This is a genomic window from Candidatus Pelagibacter sp. uisw_098 (assembly GCF_059512505.1).
The window spans coordinates 644,795-664,660 of sequence record NZ_CM183454.1 but is presented as its reverse complement, the minus strand read 5'-3'; the positions used below and the strand labels follow the sequence as shown (position 1 = coordinate 664,660).

At 29.7% G+C, this 19,866-nt stretch carries 20 protein-coding genes and 2 tRNA genes; 17 read left to right on the top strand and 5 right to left on the bottom strand.

What is annotated here, in order from left to right; genetic code table 11:
• Positions 1-7 precede the first annotated feature (7 nt).
• The 9 genes from AC5YF9_RS03620 to secF are packed head-to-tail and all read left to right on the top strand — an operon-like array spanning position 8 to position 6,711.
• A complete protein-coding gene (locus AC5YF9_RS03620) occupies positions 8-748 on the top strand; it encodes a segregation and condensation protein A (RefSeq protein ID WP_415304852.1) in 741 nt (246 codons plus the stop codon).
• Positions 745-1,446 carry an SMC-Scp complex subunit ScpB gene (scpB, locus tag AC5YF9_RS03615; protein WP_415304850.1) on the top strand — a complete coding sequence of 234 codons (702 nt, stop codon included), beginning with the start codon at positions 745-747 and terminating at the stop codon, positions 1,444-1,446. The genes AC5YF9_RS03620 and scpB overlap by 4 nt, the downstream gene beginning before the upstream one ends.
• A 42-nt stretch (positions 1,447-1,488) precedes the next feature.
• The gene (gene tatA / locus AC5YF9_RS03610; RefSeq protein ID WP_006996943.1) at positions 1,489-1,689 is read left to right on the top strand and encodes a twin-arginine translocase TatA/TatE family subunit; all 201 of its coding nucleotides are present in this window, start codon (positions 1,489-1,491) and stop codon (positions 1,687-1,689) included.
• Positions 1,690-1,694: 5 nt separating this feature from the next.
• Positions 1,695-1,916 (top strand): Sec-independent protein translocase protein TatB, encoded by a 222-nt coding sequence (gene tatB, locus AC5YF9_RS03605; RefSeq protein WP_496169954.1) that lies wholly within the window; start codon positions 1,695-1,697, stop codon positions 1,914-1,916.
• Positions 1,903-2,667, top strand: a complete 765-nt coding sequence (gene tatC / locus AC5YF9_RS03600) for a twin-arginine translocase subunit TatC (protein ID WP_496169953.1) — start codon at positions 1,903-1,905, stop codon at positions 2,665-2,667. Before tatB ends, tatC begins: the two co-directional genes overlap by 14 nt.
• A complete protein-coding gene (gene serS, locus AC5YF9_RS03595) occupies positions 2,660-3,919 on the top strand; it encodes a serine--tRNA ligase (RefSeq protein ID WP_415304846.1) in 1,260 nt (419 codons plus the stop codon). The genes tatC and serS overlap by 8 nt, the downstream gene beginning before the upstream one ends.
• Positions 3,920-3,972: 53 nt before the next feature.
• Entirely contained in the window at positions 3,973-4,257 is a 285-nt protein-coding gene (gene yajC / locus AC5YF9_RS03590) for a preprotein translocase subunit YajC (protein WP_496169952.1), read from the top strand.
• A gap of 12 nt (positions 4,258-4,269) precedes the next feature.
• Entirely contained in the window at positions 4,270-5,823 is a 1,554-nt protein-coding gene (gene secD / locus AC5YF9_RS03585; RefSeq protein ID WP_415304842.1) for a protein translocase subunit SecD, read from the top strand.
• On the top strand, positions 5,824-6,711 hold the full coding sequence (secF, locus tag AC5YF9_RS03580) for a protein translocase subunit SecF (protein WP_415304840.1): 888 nt from the start codon (positions 5,824-5,826) through the stop codon (positions 6,709-6,711).
• A 2-nt stretch (positions 6,712-6,713) separates the two neighbouring features.
• Here the strand turns inward: secF and AC5YF9_RS03575 are convergent, their stop codons facing one another.
• Both AC5YF9_RS03575 and uvrA read right to left on the bottom strand, forming a co-directional pair.
• Complete coding sequence (locus tag AC5YF9_RS03575) at positions 6,714-7,307, bottom strand: urate hydroxylase PuuD (protein ID WP_415304838.1); 594 nt, start codon at positions 7,305-7,307, stop codon at positions 6,714-6,716.
• Positions 7,308-7,334: 27 nt separating this feature from the next.
• Positions 7,335-10,214: an excinuclease ABC subunit UvrA gene (gene uvrA / locus AC5YF9_RS03570; protein ID WP_415304836.1), complete on the bottom strand. Its 2,880-nt coding sequence runs from the start codon at positions 10,212-10,214 to the stop codon at positions 7,335-7,337.
• An 88-nt stretch (positions 10,215-10,302) separates the two neighbouring features.
• On the opposite strand from uvrA, the gene ssb reads away from it, so the two are divergent.
• The 6 genes from ssb to AC5YF9_RS03540 all read left to right on the top strand — a co-directional run bounded on the left by ssb (position 10,303) and on the right by AC5YF9_RS03540 (position 15,786).
• Positions 10,303-10,764, top strand: a complete 462-nt coding sequence (gene ssb / locus AC5YF9_RS03565) for a single-stranded DNA-binding protein (RefSeq protein WP_415304834.1) — start codon at positions 10,303-10,305, stop codon at positions 10,762-10,764.
• Between the two features lie 5 nt (positions 10,765-10,769).
• A complete protein-coding gene (gyrA, locus tag AC5YF9_RS03560) occupies positions 10,770-13,340 on the top strand; it encodes a DNA gyrase subunit A (protein WP_415304832.1) in 2,571 nt (856 codons plus the stop codon).
• On the top strand, positions 13,340-13,834 hold the full coding sequence (gene coaD / locus AC5YF9_RS03555) for a pantetheine-phosphate adenylyltransferase (RefSeq protein WP_415304831.1): 495 nt from the start codon (positions 13,340-13,342) through the stop codon (positions 13,832-13,834). Before gyrA ends, coaD begins: the two co-directional genes overlap by 1 nt.
• On the top strand, positions 13,827-14,381 hold the full coding sequence (locus AC5YF9_RS03550) for a peptidylprolyl isomerase (protein ID WP_415304829.1): 555 nt from the start codon (positions 13,827-13,829) through the stop codon (positions 14,379-14,381). The genes coaD and AC5YF9_RS03550 overlap by 8 nt, the downstream gene beginning before the upstream one ends.
• 15 nt (positions 14,382-14,396) lie before the next feature.
• Positions 14,397-15,509: a tRNA guanosine(34) transglycosylase Tgt gene (gene tgt, locus AC5YF9_RS03545; protein WP_415304827.1), complete on the top strand. Its 1,113-nt coding sequence runs from the start codon at positions 14,397-14,399 to the stop codon at positions 15,507-15,509.
• A 201-nt stretch (positions 15,510-15,710) separates the two neighbouring features.
• Positions 15,711-15,786: transfer RNA gene (locus tag AC5YF9_RS03540), tRNA-Lys, on the top strand.
• A gap of 19 nt (positions 15,787-15,805) precedes the next feature.
• Here AC5YF9_RS03540 and AC5YF9_RS03535 read toward each other — a convergent pair.
• Positions 15,806-16,633: a M48 family metallopeptidase gene (locus tag AC5YF9_RS03535; protein WP_415304825.1), complete on the bottom strand. Its 828-nt coding sequence runs from the start codon at positions 16,631-16,633 to the stop codon at positions 15,806-15,808.
• A gap of 124 nt (positions 16,634-16,757) precedes the next feature.
• On the opposite strand from AC5YF9_RS03535, the gene AC5YF9_RS03530 reads away from it, so the two are divergent.
• On the top strand, positions 16,758-17,372 hold the full coding sequence (locus tag AC5YF9_RS03530) for a DUF502 domain-containing protein (RefSeq protein WP_415304823.1): 615 nt from the start codon (positions 16,758-16,760) through the stop codon (positions 17,370-17,372).
• Here AC5YF9_RS03530 and AC5YF9_RS03525 read toward each other — a convergent pair.
• Positions 17,369-19,420, bottom strand: a complete 2,052-nt coding sequence (locus AC5YF9_RS03525) for an ATP-dependent DNA helicase RecG (protein ID WP_415304821.1) — start codon at positions 19,418-19,420, stop codon at positions 17,369-17,371. The genes AC5YF9_RS03530 and AC5YF9_RS03525 overlap by 4 nt on opposite strands.
• Positions 19,421-19,450: 30 nt before the next feature.
• On the opposite strand from AC5YF9_RS03525, the gene AC5YF9_RS03520 reads away from it, so the two are divergent.
• Complete coding sequence (locus AC5YF9_RS03520; RefSeq protein WP_415304819.1) at positions 19,451-19,711, top strand: succinate dehydrogenase assembly factor 2; 261 nt, start codon at positions 19,451-19,453, stop codon at positions 19,709-19,711.
• Here AC5YF9_RS03520 and AC5YF9_RS03515 read toward each other — a convergent pair.
• Positions 19,712-19,801: transfer RNA gene (locus AC5YF9_RS03515), tRNA-Ser, on the bottom strand.
• Positions 19,802-19,866 lie beyond the last annotated feature (65 nt).

The window sequence follows — 19,866 nt, the reverse complement described above, 5'->3', positions numbered from 1 at the left end:
ATTTGATATGCCTGATACCGATTCTAATGATTTTAATGTTGATCTTGAAAACTATCAAGGTCCCTTAGATGTTCTGTTAGATTTAGCTAAAGCACAAAAAGTAGATCTAGAAAATATCTCCATAACATTATTGGCAGATCAGTTTCATGATTATATCACAAACGAAAAAAATCTTAATTTAGAGACGGCATCTGAATATTTATTGATGGCAACATGGTTAACTTACTTAAAATCTAAACTTTTATTACCTGGAAACCCTGAGGAAGAATTTAAATTATTAGAGGTTGCTCAACAACTAAAATTACAATTAAAAAAATTGGAATTAATACGCCTTCTTTCAGATCAAATGTTAAAAAGGAAAAGATTGGGTAGAGAAATACGCTTAAGAGGAATTAAAGGAAATATACGATCAATTTATAGTACTGAATATAAATTAAACCTCTATGAATTGTTAAAAACATATTCTGGTATTATCATGACAAAAGACTTCCAAAGAATGAATATACCTAAACTACCGGTGTTTACTACAGAGGATGGTATAAAGCGTATTAGAGAATTTTTTGGTAAATTGATAGATTGGAAGAATATTAACGATTTAATCCCAAAAAACTTTAAAGATGGTATAAAATATAAAAAAACTGGTAAAGCTGGGATTTTTGCGGGATCTCTTGAACTTGTTAAAGAAGGCAATCTTACAATCAAGCAAGAAAACTTATTTGATGAAATATATGTTAAGGAGATTAAGTGACCAAAATAAACAAAAATTTAAAAACAAACATTGTAACATTTCCAAAAAAATTAAATGATGGAGAAAGAGAAGTTGAGGCTATTGTCTTTGCTGCATTAGAACCTCTTGATATTGACACAATAGAATCTAAAATTTCTAAAAAAATTGATGTTTTAAAAACTTTAGAAAAACTTCAAATAGAATATTCTACAAGAGGCATCAATTTAGTTTGCATTTCAAACAGATGGTCATTCAGGACTTCTGAAAATTTATCAAATTTGATGTCACAGGAAAAAACTGTTGAAAAAAAACTATCTAGAGCAGCTGTTGAAACTTTAGCTATTATTGTTTATCACCAACCTGTAACTAGAGCTGAAATTGAGGAAATCAGAGGTGTGGCTTTTGGCACAAATACACTTGATATACTGATGGAATTAAATTGGGTTAAGCCTCAAGGACGCAAAGATGTGCCAGGTAAACCAATTCAGTATGGAACTACTGTTGATTTTTTAAGCCATTTTAGTCTTCAAAAATTATCAGATTTACCAACTGTTGATGAACTAGGATCGGCTGGCTTAATAGATAGCGCCAATATAGATAATGCAATATTTGGTACAGGTAAATTTTATAAAGAAAAACAGGAAGAAAAGAAAGAAGACATCTATGAAAATATAGATGAAATGCTAGGTGGAACACTTAGTCCTGACGAAGAAAAATAAAAAGTTACTTTAAAATTAAATCTAAAAGGGGTATAAAATTATATGAGCATAGGAATTTGGCAAATAGCAATAGTAGTTATTTTAGTGGTCCTTTTATTTGGTAGAGGTAAAATCTCTAGTTTAATGGGGGATGTAGCTAAAGGTATTAAAAGTTTTAAAAAAGGTATGGCTACAGATATCACTGATGAGCCAGAGCCTAAAAATGTTTCTGAAAATAATCAAGACAGCAAAGACAAAGAATAAATTAAATGCCCACTATTGGCTGGTTTGAGATTTTACTGGTAGTAGCTGTAGCAATTATTGTTATAGGTCCTAAAGATTTTCCGTTTATGTTAAAAAAAGTAGGATCCTGGATTGGGACTACTAAAAGATATATTACCAACATACAAAGTGAAGTGGCTGAACTTGATATTGAGTCTAACGAAATAGAAAAACCCGTAGAAGAAAAAAAAGATAATGACAAAATCTGAAAATGAGGGCGGCTTTGTAAGTCATTTAACTGAGCTTAGAAAGAGATTAATTCATTCTTTTATTTTTTTATTTATATTTTTCATTGGATGTTATTTTTTTTCAGAACATCTTTATGGTTTTTTAGTTGAACCTTTTGCTAAAGCCGTAAATGACAGTGGTACTGATAGAAGATTAATTTTTACAGCATTACAAGAAACGTTTTTAACTTATTTAAAGGTTTCATTTTTTGCAGCATTTTTTGTTACATGTCCTTATATATTAATGCAAATATGGAAATTTATTGCACCAGGTCTCTATAAACATGAAAAAATTGCAATTGTTCCGTATCTAGTTTTAACGCCTATATTATTTTTTTTAGGTGGCATGCTTGTCTATTATTTAATAATGCCACTAGCCATAAAATTTTTTCTTTCCTTTGAAAGTACAGGGGCGTCAACAGGTTTACCCATTCAATTAGAAGCAAAAGTGAGTGAATACCTTTCGCTTGTAATGAAATTAATTTTTGCATTCGGTATAAGCTTTCAGCTACCAGTCGTTCTTAGTTTACTAGCTAGGGTAGGTATGGTTGATGCAAAATTTCTTAGAGAAAAAAGAAAATATGTTGTTGTAATGATTTTTGCAGCAGCAGCACTATTAACGCCACCAGATCCTATAACTCAAATTGGTTTAGCAATACCATTATTGATTTTATATGAATTATCTATATTTTCTGTAAACATTATTGAAAAAAAAAATAAAAAAGATGCATAATATAAAAGAAATCAGAAATAATATTGAGGCTTTTAAAGATGCTTTAAATAAAAGATTCTTAGATATAGATGTTGATGAAATTTTATCATTAGATGAAAACAATAGAAAATATATCCAACAAAGAGAAATACTTGAAAAAGAAAGAAAAGATATTTCAAAATCAAAAGACAAAACACTTTTTGAAAAATCTAAAAAAATTTCTACTGAAATAGAAAAAGTTAACAACCTACAAGCAGTTATTAAAGAACAATTAGAGACTATCTTATCATCAATTCCTAATATACCTTATTCGGATGTGCCCATTGGTAAAGATGAGAACTCAAATATAGAAATTTCAAAATCAGGAACAATACCTAATTTTACATTTAAACCTAAGTCTCATTATGAATTGGGTGAGAATTTAGAAATGTTAGATTTTGATCTTGCAACAAAAACAACAGGCTCTAGATTTGTTTTTGTAAAAGATAAATTGGCTTTATTAGAGAGGGCGCTATCTAATTTTATGCTCGATACTCATGTCAACGTTAATGGTTATAAAGAAATTTCACCTCCATTAATAGCTACAGACTCAACCATGTTTGGAACAGGCCAGTTACCAAAATTTGACAATGACCAATTTGAACTCAAGCTCGATGACTCAAGTGATAGAAAATTTTTAATTCCAACAGCAGAAGTAATTTTAACAAATATAGTTAAAGACCAAATTGTTGATAAAAAAAATCTACCAATGAGAATGGTTGCCTCAACTCCTTGTTTTAGAAAAGAGGCTGGAAGCTATGGTAAAGATACTAAGGGGATGATTAGACAACACCAATTTTACAAAGTTGAAATGGTTAGTATTGTTGAGGCTGAAAATTGTTTAGATGAACTTGATAGAATGACTGATTGTGCGACAAAAATATTAGATTTATTAAAACTTCCTTATAGAAAAATTGTTTTATGTACTGGCGACATGGGCTTTAGTGCTGAAAAAACTTTCGATATTGAGGTATGGCTTCCATCAGAAGATAAATATAGAGAAATTTCAAGCTGTTCTTCATGTGGATCATTTCAATCTAGAAGAATGAAGGCCAGATATAAAAACAATAAAAAAGAAACAGTCTTTGTTGGAACCCTAAATGGTAGTGGTTTAGCGGTTGGCAGAACGCTGGTTGCTATATTAGAAAACTATCAACAAGAAGATGGTTCTATTATTGTACCTACGGTTTTAAAGCCTTACATGAATAATATTGAGAAAATCAACAAGATTTAAAGTTGTTTTAATTTAATAGATGTTGTAAGTATTCACATTAATCAAGGAGAAACATGGATTCAGGAATAGGACAATTTATACCACTAATTTTAATTTTTGTTATTTTTTACTTTTTTTTAATAAGACCTCAACAAAAGAAAGTTAAAGAGCATAAAGCCATGGTAGAAAACTTATCAAGAGGAGACAAGGTTGTAACGTCTGCTGGTATTATTGGGACAGTTGAAAGAATTATTGATAATGAAAAAGTTGAAGTACAAATTGCTGAAAACGTTAAAGTTGAAATTATCAAATCTACAGGTATCCAGGGATTACTCAACTCTCCAGAAGTAAAAAAATAACATTTAACTAAAGTGTTATACTTTTCTAAATTAAGAATTACCTTAGTTTTTCTTGTAACACTTTTTTTTATTTTTGTTACCTTATCTAATTTTCAGGATTCTGAAGATAGTCTTATATCAAAAAAGATAAATCTAGGTTTAGATTTACAGGGTGGTTCATATTTACTACTTGAAATTGATAATGGACCTGTTGAAATTCAAAAATTACAAAACACAACCACTGTCATTAGAAATTTTCTAAAAGATAAGAAAATAAACTTTAATGATTTGAGGATACAAAATAAAAAAATAATATTTAGTGTATCCAAAGACAATATCGAAATAGTTGAAAATTTTTTCCTAGATAAAGAAAGTGAAATTAATCCTTATTATAACCAATATAAATCTCATCAGTTTGATGTAACAATACAAAACCATGAATTTATATTAACACTTTCCAAATATGGACTAATTGAGATTAAAACATCTTCACAAGATCAAGCCCTTGAAATAGTTAGAAGAAGAGTAGATGAAGTCGGAACTAATGAACCGAATATACTAAAAAGAGGTAATAATCGTATTCTTGTAGAGCTACCTGGTCTAGATGATCCTATGCGTATAAAATCACTTTTGGGTAAAACTGCAAATTTAACATTTAGATTTGTTGCTCAAAATAATAACGATACTTTTGGAGCTGAAATACTTCAATACGAAGATGGTAGTAATGAAGTAATGGTAAATAAAAGAATAATTTTAAATGGTGAGAATTTATTAGATGCTCAACCACAAATGAACAACCAAACAAACGAAACAGTGGTTTCATTCACCCTTGATAGAGTTGGTGCTAAAAGATTTGGTAAAGCAACGAGTACTGGGATTGGAAAACAGTTGGCAATTGTTCTAGATGGCAAGATTGTTAGTGCCCCTGTTATTCAGAGTGTAATAGCAAGTGGAAATGGTCAGATAAGTGGTAATTTTACTTTTCAATCAGCAACAGATTTAGCCTTATTATTAAGGTCTGGAGCTTTACCGGCACCACTTAACATTATTGAAGAAAGAACAGTAGGGCCCGATCTTGGTCAAGACTCAATTAATGCCGGCGTTATTGCACTCATGATTGGTTTCTTATTGGTAATTATTTTTATGTTTTTTAAATACAAAATATTTGGTTTAATAGCTAACATAACATTATTAGTTAATTTATTTTTTTTAATAGGAATTTTAACGTTATTTGAGGCAACATTAACACTTCCAGGGATAGCTGGTATTATTTTAACAGTTGGTATGGCCGTTGATGCGAATGTATTGATTTTTGAAAGAATTAAAGAAGAGTGTAAAAATGAAAAAAATAATATAATAGCCTTTGATACTGGTTATGTTAAATCAAGAACAGCAATAATAGACGCAAACATAACAACATTAATTGCTGCTATCATTTTATTTTTTATGGGATCTGGTCCTGTTAAAGGTTTCTCTGTAACTTTAGCGGTTGGAATTTTCACCACACTATTTTCGGTATATTTTATAGCAAGAATGCTTACTAGCCTTTATGTGGTAAGAAATAAAGAGAAAGTTAAACTAATATAAATGATTAATTTTAATAAATTTTACAAACCATTTAACCTCATATCTTTAAGTTTAGTTATAGTATCTATTCTATTATTATTTTTTAAAGGCCTTAATTTTGGTGTAGATTTTAAAGGTGGAACTTTAATCGAATTAAGATCTAATGATACAAAAGTTAATGTTACATCATTAAGAAATTCATTTAGTAAAATGAATTTAGGAGACTTCAATGTTAAAAAATTTGGAAATGAGAATGATTTTTTAATCAAGATTGAGAAGAAAGACACTAGCGCAAATGCTATTGAAATTATAAAAAAAGAATTAATATCTTCTATAGGAGGTTCTTTTAATTTCAGAAGAGTTGAAAACGTTGGTCCTAAAGTGAGCTCTGAATTATTAAAGTCTGGTATTATTGCAATAGCACTATCTCTAGCTGCAATGTTATTTTACATATGGATAAGATTTGAATGGCAATTTAGTTTAGGTGCTATTTTAGCCTTATTCCATGATGTCATTATAACACTAGGTCTTTTCTCACTATTTGGTTTAGAAATAAATCTATCAATAGTTGCTGCTGTTTTAACTATAGTTGGTTATTCAATGAACGATACTGTTGTTATTTATGACAGAGTTAGGGAAAATTTAAGAAAGTTTTCTGATATTAAAATTTATGAACTTACAAATATCTCAATTAATGAAACACTTTCTAGAACTATAATTACATCAGTCACAACTTTACTTGCTTTAGTTTCGATTTATTTATTCGGTGGAGAAATATTAAAAGGTTTTTCTTTAGCCATGATAATGGGTGTTATATTTGGAACCTATTCTTCAATTTATATAGCTAATCCTATACTTGTAAAACTTAGAGTTTCACAAAAAACAATCTTAAAAGAAGATACAGAGTAGATTTAATAAAGATTTTGAGCTGCTACCATTGAAAGTAACATTGGTATCGATAAAAGAGTATTTGTTCTTGAAAACAACATTGCTGTTCTTGCTGATTTTGCTTTAACATCAGGTTCACACTCAACTATACCTAGTGCTCTTTTTTGATTTGGCCAAATTATAAACCAAACATTATAAGCCATATATAAACCAAGCCACATCCCAATACCTATAGCTGTATTTTTTCCACCACCACCTAGTGTCATAGCATCGTGTAAATAACCATTCAGATAAGCTAAAATTAATCCTGACAGAACTGTCAGTAATGCAGCGTATCTAAAATAAAACAATGCGGCTGGAGCAATAACTTTACCTATAGCAGGTTTTTGTTCGTCAGGGATTTTTGGCATATTTGGAATTTGTACAAAGTTAAAATACCAAAGCAAACCAATCCACATTATAGCAACTGTTACATGAATAAATCTTGTTAACCAACTCCAAAAAATTGTATCAAAATCAAAACCACCATTACCATAAAACAACCCTAGAAAGAAAATTATTGCTAAAGCTAATGATGCGTGAATAGTTTTTGGAAGTGATGATAGTAAATTGCCCATAATAAGAATCACTTATACACTAATTGTTTAAATCTTTAACTTCTTTTTAAATTTTTCTTCCAGCATGGGTTTTAAGAATTCACCAGTATAACTACCTTTTATTTTGATAATATCCTCAGGTTTGCCCTCTGCGATAATATTTCCACCTTTGACACCACCTTCAGGACCCATATCAACGATATAATCAGCTGTTTTGATTACATCCAAATTATGCTCAATAACAACAACTGTATTTCCTAGAGCTACAAATGTATGAAGTATTTCTAATAGTTTTTTAATATCATGTTGATGAAGACCCGTTGTTGGTTCATCTAATATATACATGGTTCTTCCTGTAGATCTTTTTGATAATTCCTTAGCTAATTTAATACGTTGAGCTTCACCACCAGATAGTGTTGTTGCCTGCTGTCCAATCTTTATATACCCAAGGCCTACTTTTTTTAGTGTTAATAGTTTTGTTTTAATATTTGAAATATTTTCGAAATACTCACATCCCTCGTCTACAGACATATCCAATACATCGGCAATACTTTTATCTTTAAATTTTATCTCAAGAGTTTCTCTATTGTACCTGGTTCCCTTGCATTCATCACACTGGATATAAACATCAGGTAAGAAGTGCATCTCGTATGTAATTACACCATCACCTTCACAAGCTTCACATCTTCCACCTTTAACATTAAAAGAAAATCTGCCTGGCTTATATCCTCTTGTTTTTGACTCTGGTAGTGCTGTAAACCAATCTCTAATGGGGCCAAAAGCTCCTGTATAAGTTGCTGGGTTTGATCTAGGTGTTCTTCCAATAGGAGACTGATCTATATCAATTATTTTATCTATAAGCTCAACACCTTTATAACTCTTAAACTCTTTAGGGACTTTTCTAGCTTTGTTATTCAAGGTTAAATTTAATGCATGATATAATGTTTGTAATATTAGTGTTGATTTACCGCTACCTGAAACACCAGTTACGCAAGTAAAACTTCCTGTTGGAATTTTAAGATTAACGTTGTTCAAATTATTTCCACTAGCACCATTAATTTCAACAAATCTTCCATTTTTTGCAAGCCTTCTGGTTCTTGGAATTTCTATATACTTTTTATGAGATAAGTATTGACCAGTAATACTGTTTTTATTTTTTAGTATTTCATCATAAGTACCTTGTGCAATTATTTCACCACCATTAGTTCCGGCTTCTGGACCCATATCTATTATATGATCTGCCTTTTCCATCGTTTCTGTATCATGCTCAACAACAATTACAGTGTTACCTAAATCTCTTAGTCTTTTTAATGCATTTATTAATTTAACATTATCTTTTTGATGCAATCCAATAGAAGGTTCATCAAGAACATATAATACTCCTGTTAATCCAGAACCAATTTGCGAGGCAAGTCTTATTCTTTGAGCCTCACCTCCAGAAAGAGTTCCTGACTCTCTTGATAATGTTAAATATTCAAGCCCAACATTTAAAAGGAACGTTAGTCTTTCATTAATTTCTTTTAAAATATGTTCTGCTATCTTAAATTGTCGTTTATCAAGATTTTGTTCTAGATTCTTAAACCAATTAGCAGCATCTAAAATAGATTTTTTAGTTACCTCGCTTATATTTTGATCATCAATTTTAACGCATAAGGCTTCTTCTTTTAATCTATTACCCTCACATCCTTCACAAGCAGAATCAGATTGGTATTCAGCTATCGCCTCTCTTTTCCACTCACTATCAGATTCAAGAAATCTTCTTTCTAGGTTGTTTATTACACCTTCAAAAGTTTTTTTATGAGAGTATTTTTCATATCCATCGTCATAGACAAATTTTATTTCTTCTTCGTCTGATCCAAATAAAATTACATCCCTAAATTTTTTTGGAAGTTTTTTCCATCTTTCATCTAAAGAAAAGCCATAATGTTTTGCAATGGAGGCTAAGGTTTGAGCGTAATATAGTGTTGTTGATTTGGACCAGGGTTCAACAGCACCATCTGCTATACTTTTTTTTTCATCAGGAACTACTAAATTTGGATCTACATTTAATTTTATACCTATACCTTCACATTCTGCGCACGCTCCGTAAGGACTATTAAAAGAAAAAAGTCTTGGCTCAATCTCTTCAATTGTAAAACCACTTTCTGGACATGCAAATTTTGTAGAGTAAATTAATTTTTCAATTTTTCTAAATTTTTGTGGCAATGTTTCATCTTCATACTCAACAAATACTAATCCATTTGATAAATTTACAGCTGTTTCAATACTTTCAGCAAGTCTATTACCTAGATTAGAATTCAAAACAATTCTATCAACTAAGACAGATATATCATGTTTAAGTTTTTTATCTAAATTAGGTGCTTTATCTATCTCATAAAGAACTTCATCAATTTTAATCTTTCTAAAACCTCTTCTTTTATAACTCAAAATATCCTTTCTATACTCACCCTTACGCCCACGAACAACTGGAGCGTAAACATATATAGTAGCTTTTTTAGGTAACTTTTTTATTAAGTCTACAATCTGAGTTATTGTTTGTGATGTTATTGGTTTTCCTGTGAATGGAGAGTAGGGCACACCAGCCCTTGCATACAATACTCTCATGTAGTCATAAATTTCCGTAACTGTTGCAACAGTTGACCTTGGATTTTTAGATGTATTTTTTTGCTCTATGGCTATGGCTGGACTTAATCCCTCGATAAGATCAACATTTGGTTTTTTCATTTTATCTAAAAATTGACGTGCATATGCTGATAAACTTTCAACATATCTTCTTTGTCCTTCAGCATAGATAGTATCAAATGCTAATGAAGATTTTCCTGAACCAGAAAGACCAGTAATTACAACAAATTGATCTTTCGGTATTTCTACAGAAACATTCTTTAAATTATGTTCTTTTGCACCCTTAATAACTATCTTTTTGATCATAATTTTAGTTGCTTTAAATTAATAAAATTAATATTGAGTTTATATTGTGATATAAAATTAAATAAATAAATAAACACGTATAAATATTATGGCTGGAAGTTTAAATAAAGTATTATTAATTGGGCGTTTAGGCGCAGACCCTGAAATCAAACAAATGGTAAATGGCAAAAATGTTGCCAGATTAAGTTTAGCTACAAGCCAATCTTGGAAAGATAAAACTACTGGTGAAAAAAAAGAAAAAACAGAATGGCACCGTATAGTTGTATTCAATGATGGTTTAGTAAATGTTGTTCAGCAATATTTAAAAAAAGGTGCACAAATTTATGTTGAAGGTCAAATAACTACAAGAAAATGGAAAGACGAACAATCTGGCCAAGACAAATACTCAACAGAGATTGTAATTCAAGGATATAATTCTTCACTTACCATGTTGGGTGGCGGAAACACAAGTGGTGGTGGTATTCAAAATGATAACACTCAAACACCTGTAAATAATTTTGAAGATAGTCCTCAAGCTTCAAATGATATGGATGACGAAATTCCATTCTAGTTTCTATGAAAGATACAGAAATTCCTAAAGATAAAAATATAAAACTCATTTCAATGCATGATGAGATGAGTGCGTCTTACTTATCTTATGCTATGAGTGTAATTGTTAGTAGGGCACTTCCTGACGTAAGAGATGGATTAAAACCTGTTCATAGAAGAATTTTATTTGCCATGTATAAAGGTGGTTATGATTGGTCAAAACAATTTAGAAAATCTGCAAGGATAGTCGGTGACGTTATTGGTAAGTATCACCCACATGGTGACCAATCTGTTTATGATGCTCTTGTTCGTATGGTTCAAGATTTTTCAATGAGTTTACCATTAGTTCAAGGTCAAGGTAACTTTGGCTCTATAGATGGTGACCCTGCAGCCGCAATGAGATACACTGAAACAAGATTGGCCAAGGTTTCTCAATACTTAATTGATGACATTGAAAAAAATACGATTGAATATAAAAGTAACTATGATGAAACAGAAAAAGAACCTACTGTTTTGCCAGCACAATATCCTAACTTACTGGTAAATGGAGCTGGCGGTATAGCTGTCGGAATGGCAACAAGTATTCCTCCACATAATTTAGGGGAAATTATAGATGGAACTTTAGCTTTAATTGAAAATAAAGACCTTAAAATTAAAGATTTAATGAAGCATATACCAGGTCCAGATTTTCCAACAGGTGGAGTTATTATTGGAAAAGATATTATTAAAGCAGGTTACAATGTGGGTCGTGGCTCTTTTAAAATTAGAGGCGAAATTAGTGTCGAGCCTCAAAAAAATGGTAGAGAAAGACTTGTTATTACCTCAGTTCCATATCAGGTTAATAAATCAGTTTTAAATGAAAGAATTGCCCAATTAGTAAGAGAGAAAAAAATTGAAGGTATTAAAGATATAAGAGATGAATCTAATAGAGAAGGTATTAGAGTTGCTATTGATTTAAGAAATGGTGTTGAGCCCGAAACAATTAAAAGACAACTTTATAAAAACACATCTATAGAAAGTTCATTTGGTTTTAATACACTTGCAATCGTTGATGGAAAACCGAAAATTTGTAACTTAAAAGATTTTTTAACCTATTTTTTATCATTCCGTGAAGATGTCGTAATTAAGAAAACTAAATTTGATCTTAAAAAAGCAGAAGATAGAGCCCATATATTAATTGGACTTTCTGTATCTGTTGAAAATTTAGATAAAATTATAAAAATTATTAGATCATCAAAAACTCCAGATGATGCAAAAAAATCTTTATTGTCCACAAAATGGAAAATTAACAAATCTTTAAAATTAATTTCATTAGTAGAAGAAAAAAAGGGTAAAAATTTATACTCACTTTCTGACCCACAAGTTGTAGCAATTTTAGAACTTAGACTTCAAAAATTAACGGCATTAGGTATTAATGAAATAGAAGTTGAAATAAAGAAATTAGCAGACTTAATTAAAGGGTATAAAAAGATTATTAATTCTAAAAAAGAGCTTCTGAAAGTTATCAGTGAAGAGTTAAAAACTATTAAAGAAAAATTTGCCGTACCAAGAAGAACTAAAATTATTGATGCAATATTAAATTATGATATCGAAGAAACTATTCAAAAAGAATCGGTAATTATTACTGTAACTTTTCAAGGATACATTAAAAGAGGTGCCTTAAGTAATTTAAAACAGCAAAAAAGAGGTGGAAAAGGAAAATCTGGTATCACCACAAGAGATGAGGATTCTGTAGTGCAAACATTATCTGTTAACACCCATACCGCTGTTCTTTTCTTTTCAACAGAAGGCCTTGTTTATAAAATTAAAGCATGGAAAATTCCAGAGGGATCTACTACATCTAAAGGTAAATCTTTATTCAATATTTTACCTTTAAAAAGTCATCAATCAATTAGTTCTATAATGCCGTTTCCAGAAGATGAGAGTGATTGGAAGAATTTACAAATTGTATTTGCTACAGCAAAAGGAAAAGTTAGAAAAAATAATCTTGAGGATTTTTCATCAATTAATTCAGCAGGAAAAATCGCAATGAAGCTTGACCCTAATGATAAAATTGTTGGTGTTGAAATTTGTAAAGATGATCAAGACATTATGTTAAGCACTAAAAATGGCAAATGTATTAGATTTGAATCAAAAAAACTCAGAGTGTTTAAAGGAAGATCTTCAAAAGGTATTAAAGGCATAGAGTTAGCACCTAATGACGAAATAGTTTCACTATCTATTGTAAATCAAGAAAAAGGAAAAAAAAATATTAAAGCCTCACAATCTGATTTAGGAAAAAAAGATCGATTTATATTGTCTATTACAGAAAATGGCTATGGAAAGAAAACTTCTCATTTCGATTACAGAGTTACTAATAGGGGTGGCAAGGGCATTATTGGTATAATTAATTCTCCAAGAAATGGTAATACATGTTCTTCATTCCCAGTATTTGAGAATGATGAAGTAATGATATCCACCAACAAAGGTAGAGTAATAAGAATTGCTGTTAAAGAAATTAGAACAGCCAGTAGAAATACTCAAGGTGTAAGGATTATTAAATTATCTGGTGATGAAAAAGTAGTTTCGGCTATAAAAATCGATGATAACTTGGCTTAATGAAAAAAGTAGCCGTATATCCCGGTACATTTGACCCAATTACTTTTGGTCATATCGACGTTATTAAAAAAGCTTTAAAACTATTCGATAAAGTTATTGTTGCTGCATCCGAAGGCACTAATAAAAATTACCTTTTTAACTCAATCGAAAGAATTGAAATAATTAAAAAAGCACTTTTTTATGATTTAGAATTAGATAGGAAAAAAATTGAAGTTGTCTCTTTTACATCCTTAACAACTGATTTATGTAAAAAATATAAATCCAACATCATTTTAAGAGGTTTAAGAGCCGTATCTGACTTTGAATATGAGTTTCAATTAGCAGGAATGAATAGAAAATTGAGTAACAATATAGAAACAATTTTTTTAATGTCAGATGTTGAAAATCAAATTATTTCATCAAGATTTGTAAAAGAAATAGTTAGATTGAAGGGGGATATTAAAAAATTTACTACAAAAAGTACAATAAAGTCTTTAAAAGAAAAATATGAATAAATTTATAACAAAATTCTTAATTTTATTTTTTATACTAACTAACAATACAATAGCAAAGGAGAATATAATGATTTTAAAACTGAAAGATGGTGACATAAAAATTGAACTATTTGATAAGGTTGCACCTAATCATGTTAAAAGAATTAAGAAGCTTGCACAGGATGGTAAATATGATGGTGTCGTATTTCATAGAGTGATAGATGGCTTCATGGCTCAAACTGGTGATGTTAAATTTGGTAACTCTTTAAATGATGAGTTTGATCTAAAAAGAGCTGGCATGGGTGGATCTGATTTACCCGATCTTAAGGAAGAATTTAGCGATCTACCTCATGAAAGAGGAACTTTATCTATGGCAAGATCACAGGATCCAAATAGTGCTAATAGCCAATTTTTTATCTGCTTTAAAGAAGCATCATTTCTAGATAGGCAATATACTGTATTTGGTAAAGTTATTGAGGGTATGGAGTTAGTTGATAAAATTAAAAGAGGTGATCAAAACAATAACGGATCAGTTTCTGAACCAGATAAAATTATTAGTTTCAAATAGTATCCAAATACACTTATGGCATTAAAAGACTTCAAATTTAATGTCTTTGAGAAAGATAAGTTCGCTAGAGCTGGACTAATTGAAACTCGCAGAGGTAATATTCAGACTCCTGCTTTTATGCCTGTTGGAACTCAAGCGACAGTTAAAGCTTGTTTAATTGATGATGTTATTAAAACTGGTTCTGAAATAATTTTATCTAATACGTATCACTTAATGATTAGACCTGGTGTTGATAGAATAATTTCAGCTGGTGGTCTACATAAGTTTATGAATTGTAAACTTCCTATACTCACAGATTCGGGTGGATTTCAAGTCATGTCTCTTTCAAAATTAAACAAAATAGATAGAGAAAAAGGAGCAATTTTTAATTCCCATGTTGATGGTAAGAAATTTGTATTAAGTCCTGAAGAAAGTATAAGAGTTCAAAAGGGTTTAGATTCCGACATAGTAATGATCATGGATGAATGTCCTAAAAAAACTACAGACTACAAGGTTATTAATAAATCAATGGAGTTATCTATATATTGGGCAGAAAGATCTAAAGTTGCTTTTGGATCAAATCCGCACAAAGGATTATTTGGGATAGTTCAGGGAGGTTTATTTAAAGACCTAAGAATTAAATCGCTTAATGCATTAACAAAAATTAGCTTTGATGGTTATGCTATAGGAGGATTAGCTGTTGGTGAGACTCAAAATGAAATGTTTAATGTATTGGATGATATTAAGGAAGCAATGCCAGAAGATAAACCAAGATATTTAATGGGTGTTGGCACACCTGCTGATATTTTAGGTGCTGTTAAGAGGGGTATTGATATGTTTGATTGTGTAATGCCAACAAGATCGGGCAGAACAGGTTTAGCTTTCACTTGGAATGGACGTTTAAATATCAAAAATAATAAATTTAAAAGCGACAATGAACCATTAGATAATAATTGCTCTAATTTAAATCTAAATAAGTATTCCAAAAGTTATTTAAATCATCTTTTTAATACAAATGAAATTTTAGGCTCAACACTACTTACTCTTCATAATATCAATTTTTATCAAGAATTAATGTCTTCAATCAGAGAAAATATCAAAAAAGGAACATTTAATAAATTTCACGACGAATACATTGATAAGTTGTAATTTAAATATTTGCAATTACCCAAGTTATGGAATAAATAATTGTTTTTTGGTAATAAAAATTATTTAATTTTAGATATTTTTTTATTGTTTAAATTTTTAAGTGTAAAGAAATTTAAAAATTTTAAAGAAGGCTTCACCAAAAGTTTTTTTTTAAAATTAAATAAAAAAAAACGTTAATCTCGACTTATTTAGTTTCTATGTGGGCCCTTAGCTCAGTTGGTAGAGCAATTCCCTTTTAAGGAATGGGTCGATGGTTCGAGTCCATCAGGGCTCACCATTAAAAATCTCTTAATAATTTAACTAGTTGTAATAGGTGGATAATCTAAAATAACGTTATTTTCCCATTCTTTTAAATCTTTAATTCTTTTGGACGAAGAGGGATGAGTACTCATGAATTGAGGCAGTTCTTTTCCTTTATTGCTTTCTTTCATTCGTTCCCACAGTCTTTTTGTTTCACGAATATCAAAACCTGACAATGATGCGAAAATCATTCCCAAATAATCTGCTTCACTTTCTTGAGTTCTAGAAAAAGGATTCATAATTCCCATTTGAGAAAGCAGTCCTATAGTATTCATTCCGGTTGCTTGATTTATTTTACTTAATTTACCCCCAGTAAAAATATCAATTAATGATGTGCCGGTTTGCAAAAGAACACCTCTGCTAGCCCTTTCTATAGAATGTTTAGCTACAGCATGAGCGATTTCATGTCCCATCACTGAAGCTAAGCCGTTTGTATTTTTTGTTATATCTAATATTCCAGTATAGATGGCAATTTTTCCACCTGGCATACACCAAGCATTTTTAACTTTTTTATTATCTATTAATATGTATTCCCAATCAAAATTTGTAGTTGGATCATCTTTTCCTACTCTGTAAAAATATTCAGAAATTGATGCTTCCATTCTTTTTCCTATATCTTTAATTTCATTTAGTGAATTTATGTCTTCACTCATTTTCTCTTTATCTTTAACTTTTTCGTATATTTGTGCTGCTTGTGCATTCAGTTTAGACTCAGGTATAATTTTAAATTGTCTTCTGTCAGTAATAGGAGCTGTAGAGCATCCATTAATTACAACACCGCAACAACCACAGCCTATATAGTTTAAAAATTTTCTTCTATTCATTTTAATAAATTTTTGATATTTATATAACTATAAACTTATATGAATTTAAACAATAAAATTTTAGCGACTATTTTTATTATAGCAATTTTATTTGTTATTTATTCAAGTTATCAGTAAATTATTTATGCCTAGTAAAAATAAAAAATCAATTGCTTTGAAATTAAGAAACTACTTTTTTACTGGTGTTATTGTTTTAATTCCAATTGGGTTCACACTTTACTTAAGTAAATTCTTAATCAATTTTTCAGCAAAATTAGTTCCATCAGGTCTTAATCCTAACACTTATCTCCCTTATAGCATTCCAGGTGTAGAGATAATTTTAACCATTATATTTATAACAATTGTTGGCGGACTTTCTTTATCCTTTTTAGGAAAAAAGTTTTTACAAATAGTCGATGATCTTTTTAAAAGAATACCTATATTAAGAACGATTTACTCAGCTATTGGTCAAATGACTGAATCTTTTAGAAACCAAGAAGGCAATAAAAAAAGTGTAGTATTATTAGAATATCCAAGAAAAGGTTCTTGGGCAGTAGGGTTTGCAACCAAAGAGAATACTGGTGAAATTAAAAATAAAACTAATAAAAATCTTGTAAATGTTTTTGTTCCAACAACACCAAATCCAACAAGTGGTTTTTTACTAATGATACCAAAAGAAGATTTACTTTATTTGGATATGACTTTTGAAGAAGCGTCAAAGTTTATAGTTTCGGCAGGAACCTCTGTACCTAAAAATTAAACCATATCATTAATTATATCTGCCTGATCATATAATTTAAGTAACGCTCTATATTTGTCAATATTGATATTTTCTAATTCGATCTTTTTAATTTGTTTCTCTGCCATCAAAAATAAGTCTTCATTTTGAATAGGGTCAGCTAATCTAAAATTTTTAACTCCACTTTGTTTAAATCCAAGTAAATCACCAAAACCTCTTAACTTCATATCTTCCTCAGAAATTTCAAATCCATCATTTGAATTCTTTAAAATATTAATTCTTTTTTTGGCATTAACACTTAAATTAGATTTAAACATCAATATACAGCTAGCTTGTTTAGTACCACGCCCAACTCTTCCTCTCAATTGATGTAGTTGTGACAACCCAAACTTATTAGCATTCTCTATTATAATCACATTAGCGTTAGGAAAATCGATACCAACCTCTATTATTGTTGTTGAAACTAAAATTGAATATTCTTTATTTAAGAATTTATTTAATATCACTTCTTTTTCTTCATTCTCAATTTTTCCATGAAGTAAAGCAACGTTATTTGGGAATAGTTTGTTAAGGGATTTAAATTTATTAACTGATGACTGATGGTCTAATTTTTTAGATTCCTCTATTAATGGACATACCCAAAAAATTTGATTTCCATCTTTAATTTCTTTTTTAACAAATTTAATTACATCATCTATTTTACTTTCTAATTTACTATAAGTTTTAACTTCCTTCCTATTGCTTGGTTTTTCCCTAATAATAGAAACATCCATATCACCATAAACAGACATAGTTAAGGTTCTTGGTATTGGTGTTGCTGACATTAATAGAACATCACAATTATCGCCACCTTTGTCAGACAGAAGTTTTCTTTGCCTTACACCAAATTTATGCTGTTCATCAATTATAATGTAACCTAAATTTGCAAAAATTATTTTTTTTTGGAATATTGCATGAGTACCAAAAACCATATGAATCTTATTATTTTCTAATTCCTTAACAATTCTCTTTTTTTCAATATTTTCATTTTTGCTTGAAAGCAATTCAATGCTAATATCTTTGGGAAATAATTTTTTTGCTAATGTGTAGTGCTGTCTAGCTAATATTTCAGTAGGTGCCATTAGTGCAACTTGGAAACCCGAACTAATAACGCTTAATGAAGAAATCAAAGCAACAATAGTTTTTCCGCTACCTACGTCACCTTGCAAAAGTCTAAACATTTTACTTTTAGAATTTAGATCTTTATTAATATCCTCTAATGATAATTTTTGATCATTAGTAAGGTTAAAATTTAATTTATTAACAATATTATTATGGGCTTGTTTAGTAAATTTTTTCGAAACTTTTTTAATTTTTTTAATTTTTTTTCTAATTTCGGAGTTAACTAAAAATGATGCTAATATTTCATCGTAAGCAAGTCTTTTATAAAAATTTGCTTTATAATTTTCTATATTTGTTGGATCGTGTAATTTAATTATTGCTTCATTCCAGCTTTCATTGTCAAATTTTTTTAATACTTCTTTATCGTGCCATTCATTTAATAGAGGTAAATTTTTTAGAATTTGGTTAATAATTTTATTATAAGTTTTTTCAGTAATCCCTTCTGTTAGTGAATACTTGTTATCTACCGTTTCTATTAATGAACTATCTTGTGAGATATAGGTAGGATTTGTTATTTGGTATCGTCCTTTATAATTACCTATCTTCCCACTAATTGTTACCTCTTCATTTAAAGGTAAAATCTTTCGCACATAACCTTCATGACTATTAAAAAATATACAATCAATTTTTCCAGTTTCATCAAGGCAATTAACTCTATTTGGTAAATTTCTAACTCTAGGAAATTGATACTTTAATGGAATTATTCTGATTGTTTGAATTACACCAATTTGAAGATCGCAAATTCTACTTACTAAAGTTCTATCTGTGTATGACTTGGGCAACCTCCATAATAAATCGAAAATATTATTAACTTTCTTTTTCTTTAAAATTTCCATGGTTTTTTTACCCACACCATTTAATTTAGTCAGGTCTGCTAATAAATAATCATAATTATTCTTATTTTTCATGATAAATACAATATAATAAAATTCAAGATCATGCATATAAAGGATTTGAAAAATAAAATTATGTATCGTGCAAATTATAGGGGCACGAAGGAAATGGATAAGTTATTGGGTGCTTTTACTAAAAAATATATAGATCAACTAATAAATGAAGAGTTAATTTTATTATGTGACTTGTTAAATTGTGATGACGAAAATCTTTACAAACTTAATCAAGGTTTGGAACTGACAATTGAAATTAAGTCCAATAAAGTTACCGAATTATTTAAAAATTATAATTATGTTGGTGAGTAGTGGCGGAGAGACTGAGATTCGAACTCAGGAAAGAGTTGCCCCTTTGCCGGTTTTCAAGACCGGTGCATTCAACCGCTCTGCCATCTCTCCGTTAGTGAGGTTTTATAATTATAATTTATTAATTCAACAATAAAATAGACAAATTACTCAATTAA

Coding starts and splice junctions, on each gene's coding strand:
- AC5YF9_RS03550 (WP_415304829.1), top strand. CDS start 13,827: ATGAATAAATTTATAACAAAATTCTTAATTTTATTTTTTATACTAACT.
- secF (WP_415304840.1), top strand. CDS start 5,824: ATGATTAATTTTAATAAATTTTACAAACCATTTAACCTCATATCTTTA.
- gyrA (WP_415304832.1), top strand. CDS start 10,770: ATGAAAGATACAGAAATTCCTAAAGATAAAAATATAAAACTCATTTCA.
- AC5YF9_RS03530 (WP_415304823.1), top strand. CDS start 16,758: ATGCCTAGTAAAAATAAAAAATCAATTGCTTTGAAATTAAGAAACTAC.
- serS (WP_415304846.1), top strand. CDS start 2,660: ATGCATAATATAAAAGAAATCAGAAATAATATTGAGGCTTTTAAAGAT.
- AC5YF9_RS03620 (WP_415304852.1), top strand. CDS start 8: ATGCCTGATACCGATTCTAATGATTTTAATGTTGATCTTGAAAACTAT.
- AC5YF9_RS03535 (WP_415304825.1), bottom strand. CDS start 16,633: ATGAATAGAAGAAAATTTTTAAACTATATAGGCTGTGGTTGTTGCGGT.
- tatC (WP_496169953.1), top strand. CDS start 1,903: ATGACAAAATCTGAAAATGAGGGCGGCTTTGTAAGTCATTTAACTGAG.
- tatA (WP_006996943.1), top strand. CDS start 1,489: ATGAGCATAGGAATTTGGCAAATAGCAATAGTAGTTATTTTAGTGGTC.
- AC5YF9_RS03575 (WP_415304838.1), bottom strand. CDS start 7,307: ATGGGCAATTTACTATCATCACTTCCAAAAACTATTCACGCATCATTA.
- ssb (WP_415304834.1), top strand. CDS start 10,303: ATGGCTGGAAGTTTAAATAAAGTATTATTAATTGGGCGTTTAGGCGCA.
- tatB (WP_496169954.1), top strand. CDS start 1,695: ATGCCCACTATTGGCTGGTTTGAGATTTTACTGGTAGTAGCTGTAGCA.
- coaD (WP_415304831.1), top strand. CDS start 13,340: ATGAAAAAAGTAGCCGTATATCCCGGTACATTTGACCCAATTACTTTT.
- yajC (WP_496169952.1), top strand. CDS start 3,973: ATGGATTCAGGAATAGGACAATTTATACCACTAATTTTAATTTTTGTT.
- AC5YF9_RS03525 (WP_415304821.1), bottom strand. CDS start 19,420: ATGAAAAATAAGAATAATTATGATTATTTATTAGCAGACCTGACTAAA.
- uvrA (WP_415304836.1), bottom strand. CDS start 10,214: ATGATCAAAAAGATAGTTATTAAGGGTGCAAAAGAACATAATTTAAAG.
- tgt (WP_415304827.1), top strand. CDS start 14,397: ATGGCATTAAAAGACTTCAAATTTAATGTCTTTGAGAAAGATAAGTTC.
- AC5YF9_RS03520 (WP_415304819.1), top strand. CDS start 19,451: ATGCATATAAAGGATTTGAAAAATAAAATTATGTATCGTGCAAATTAT.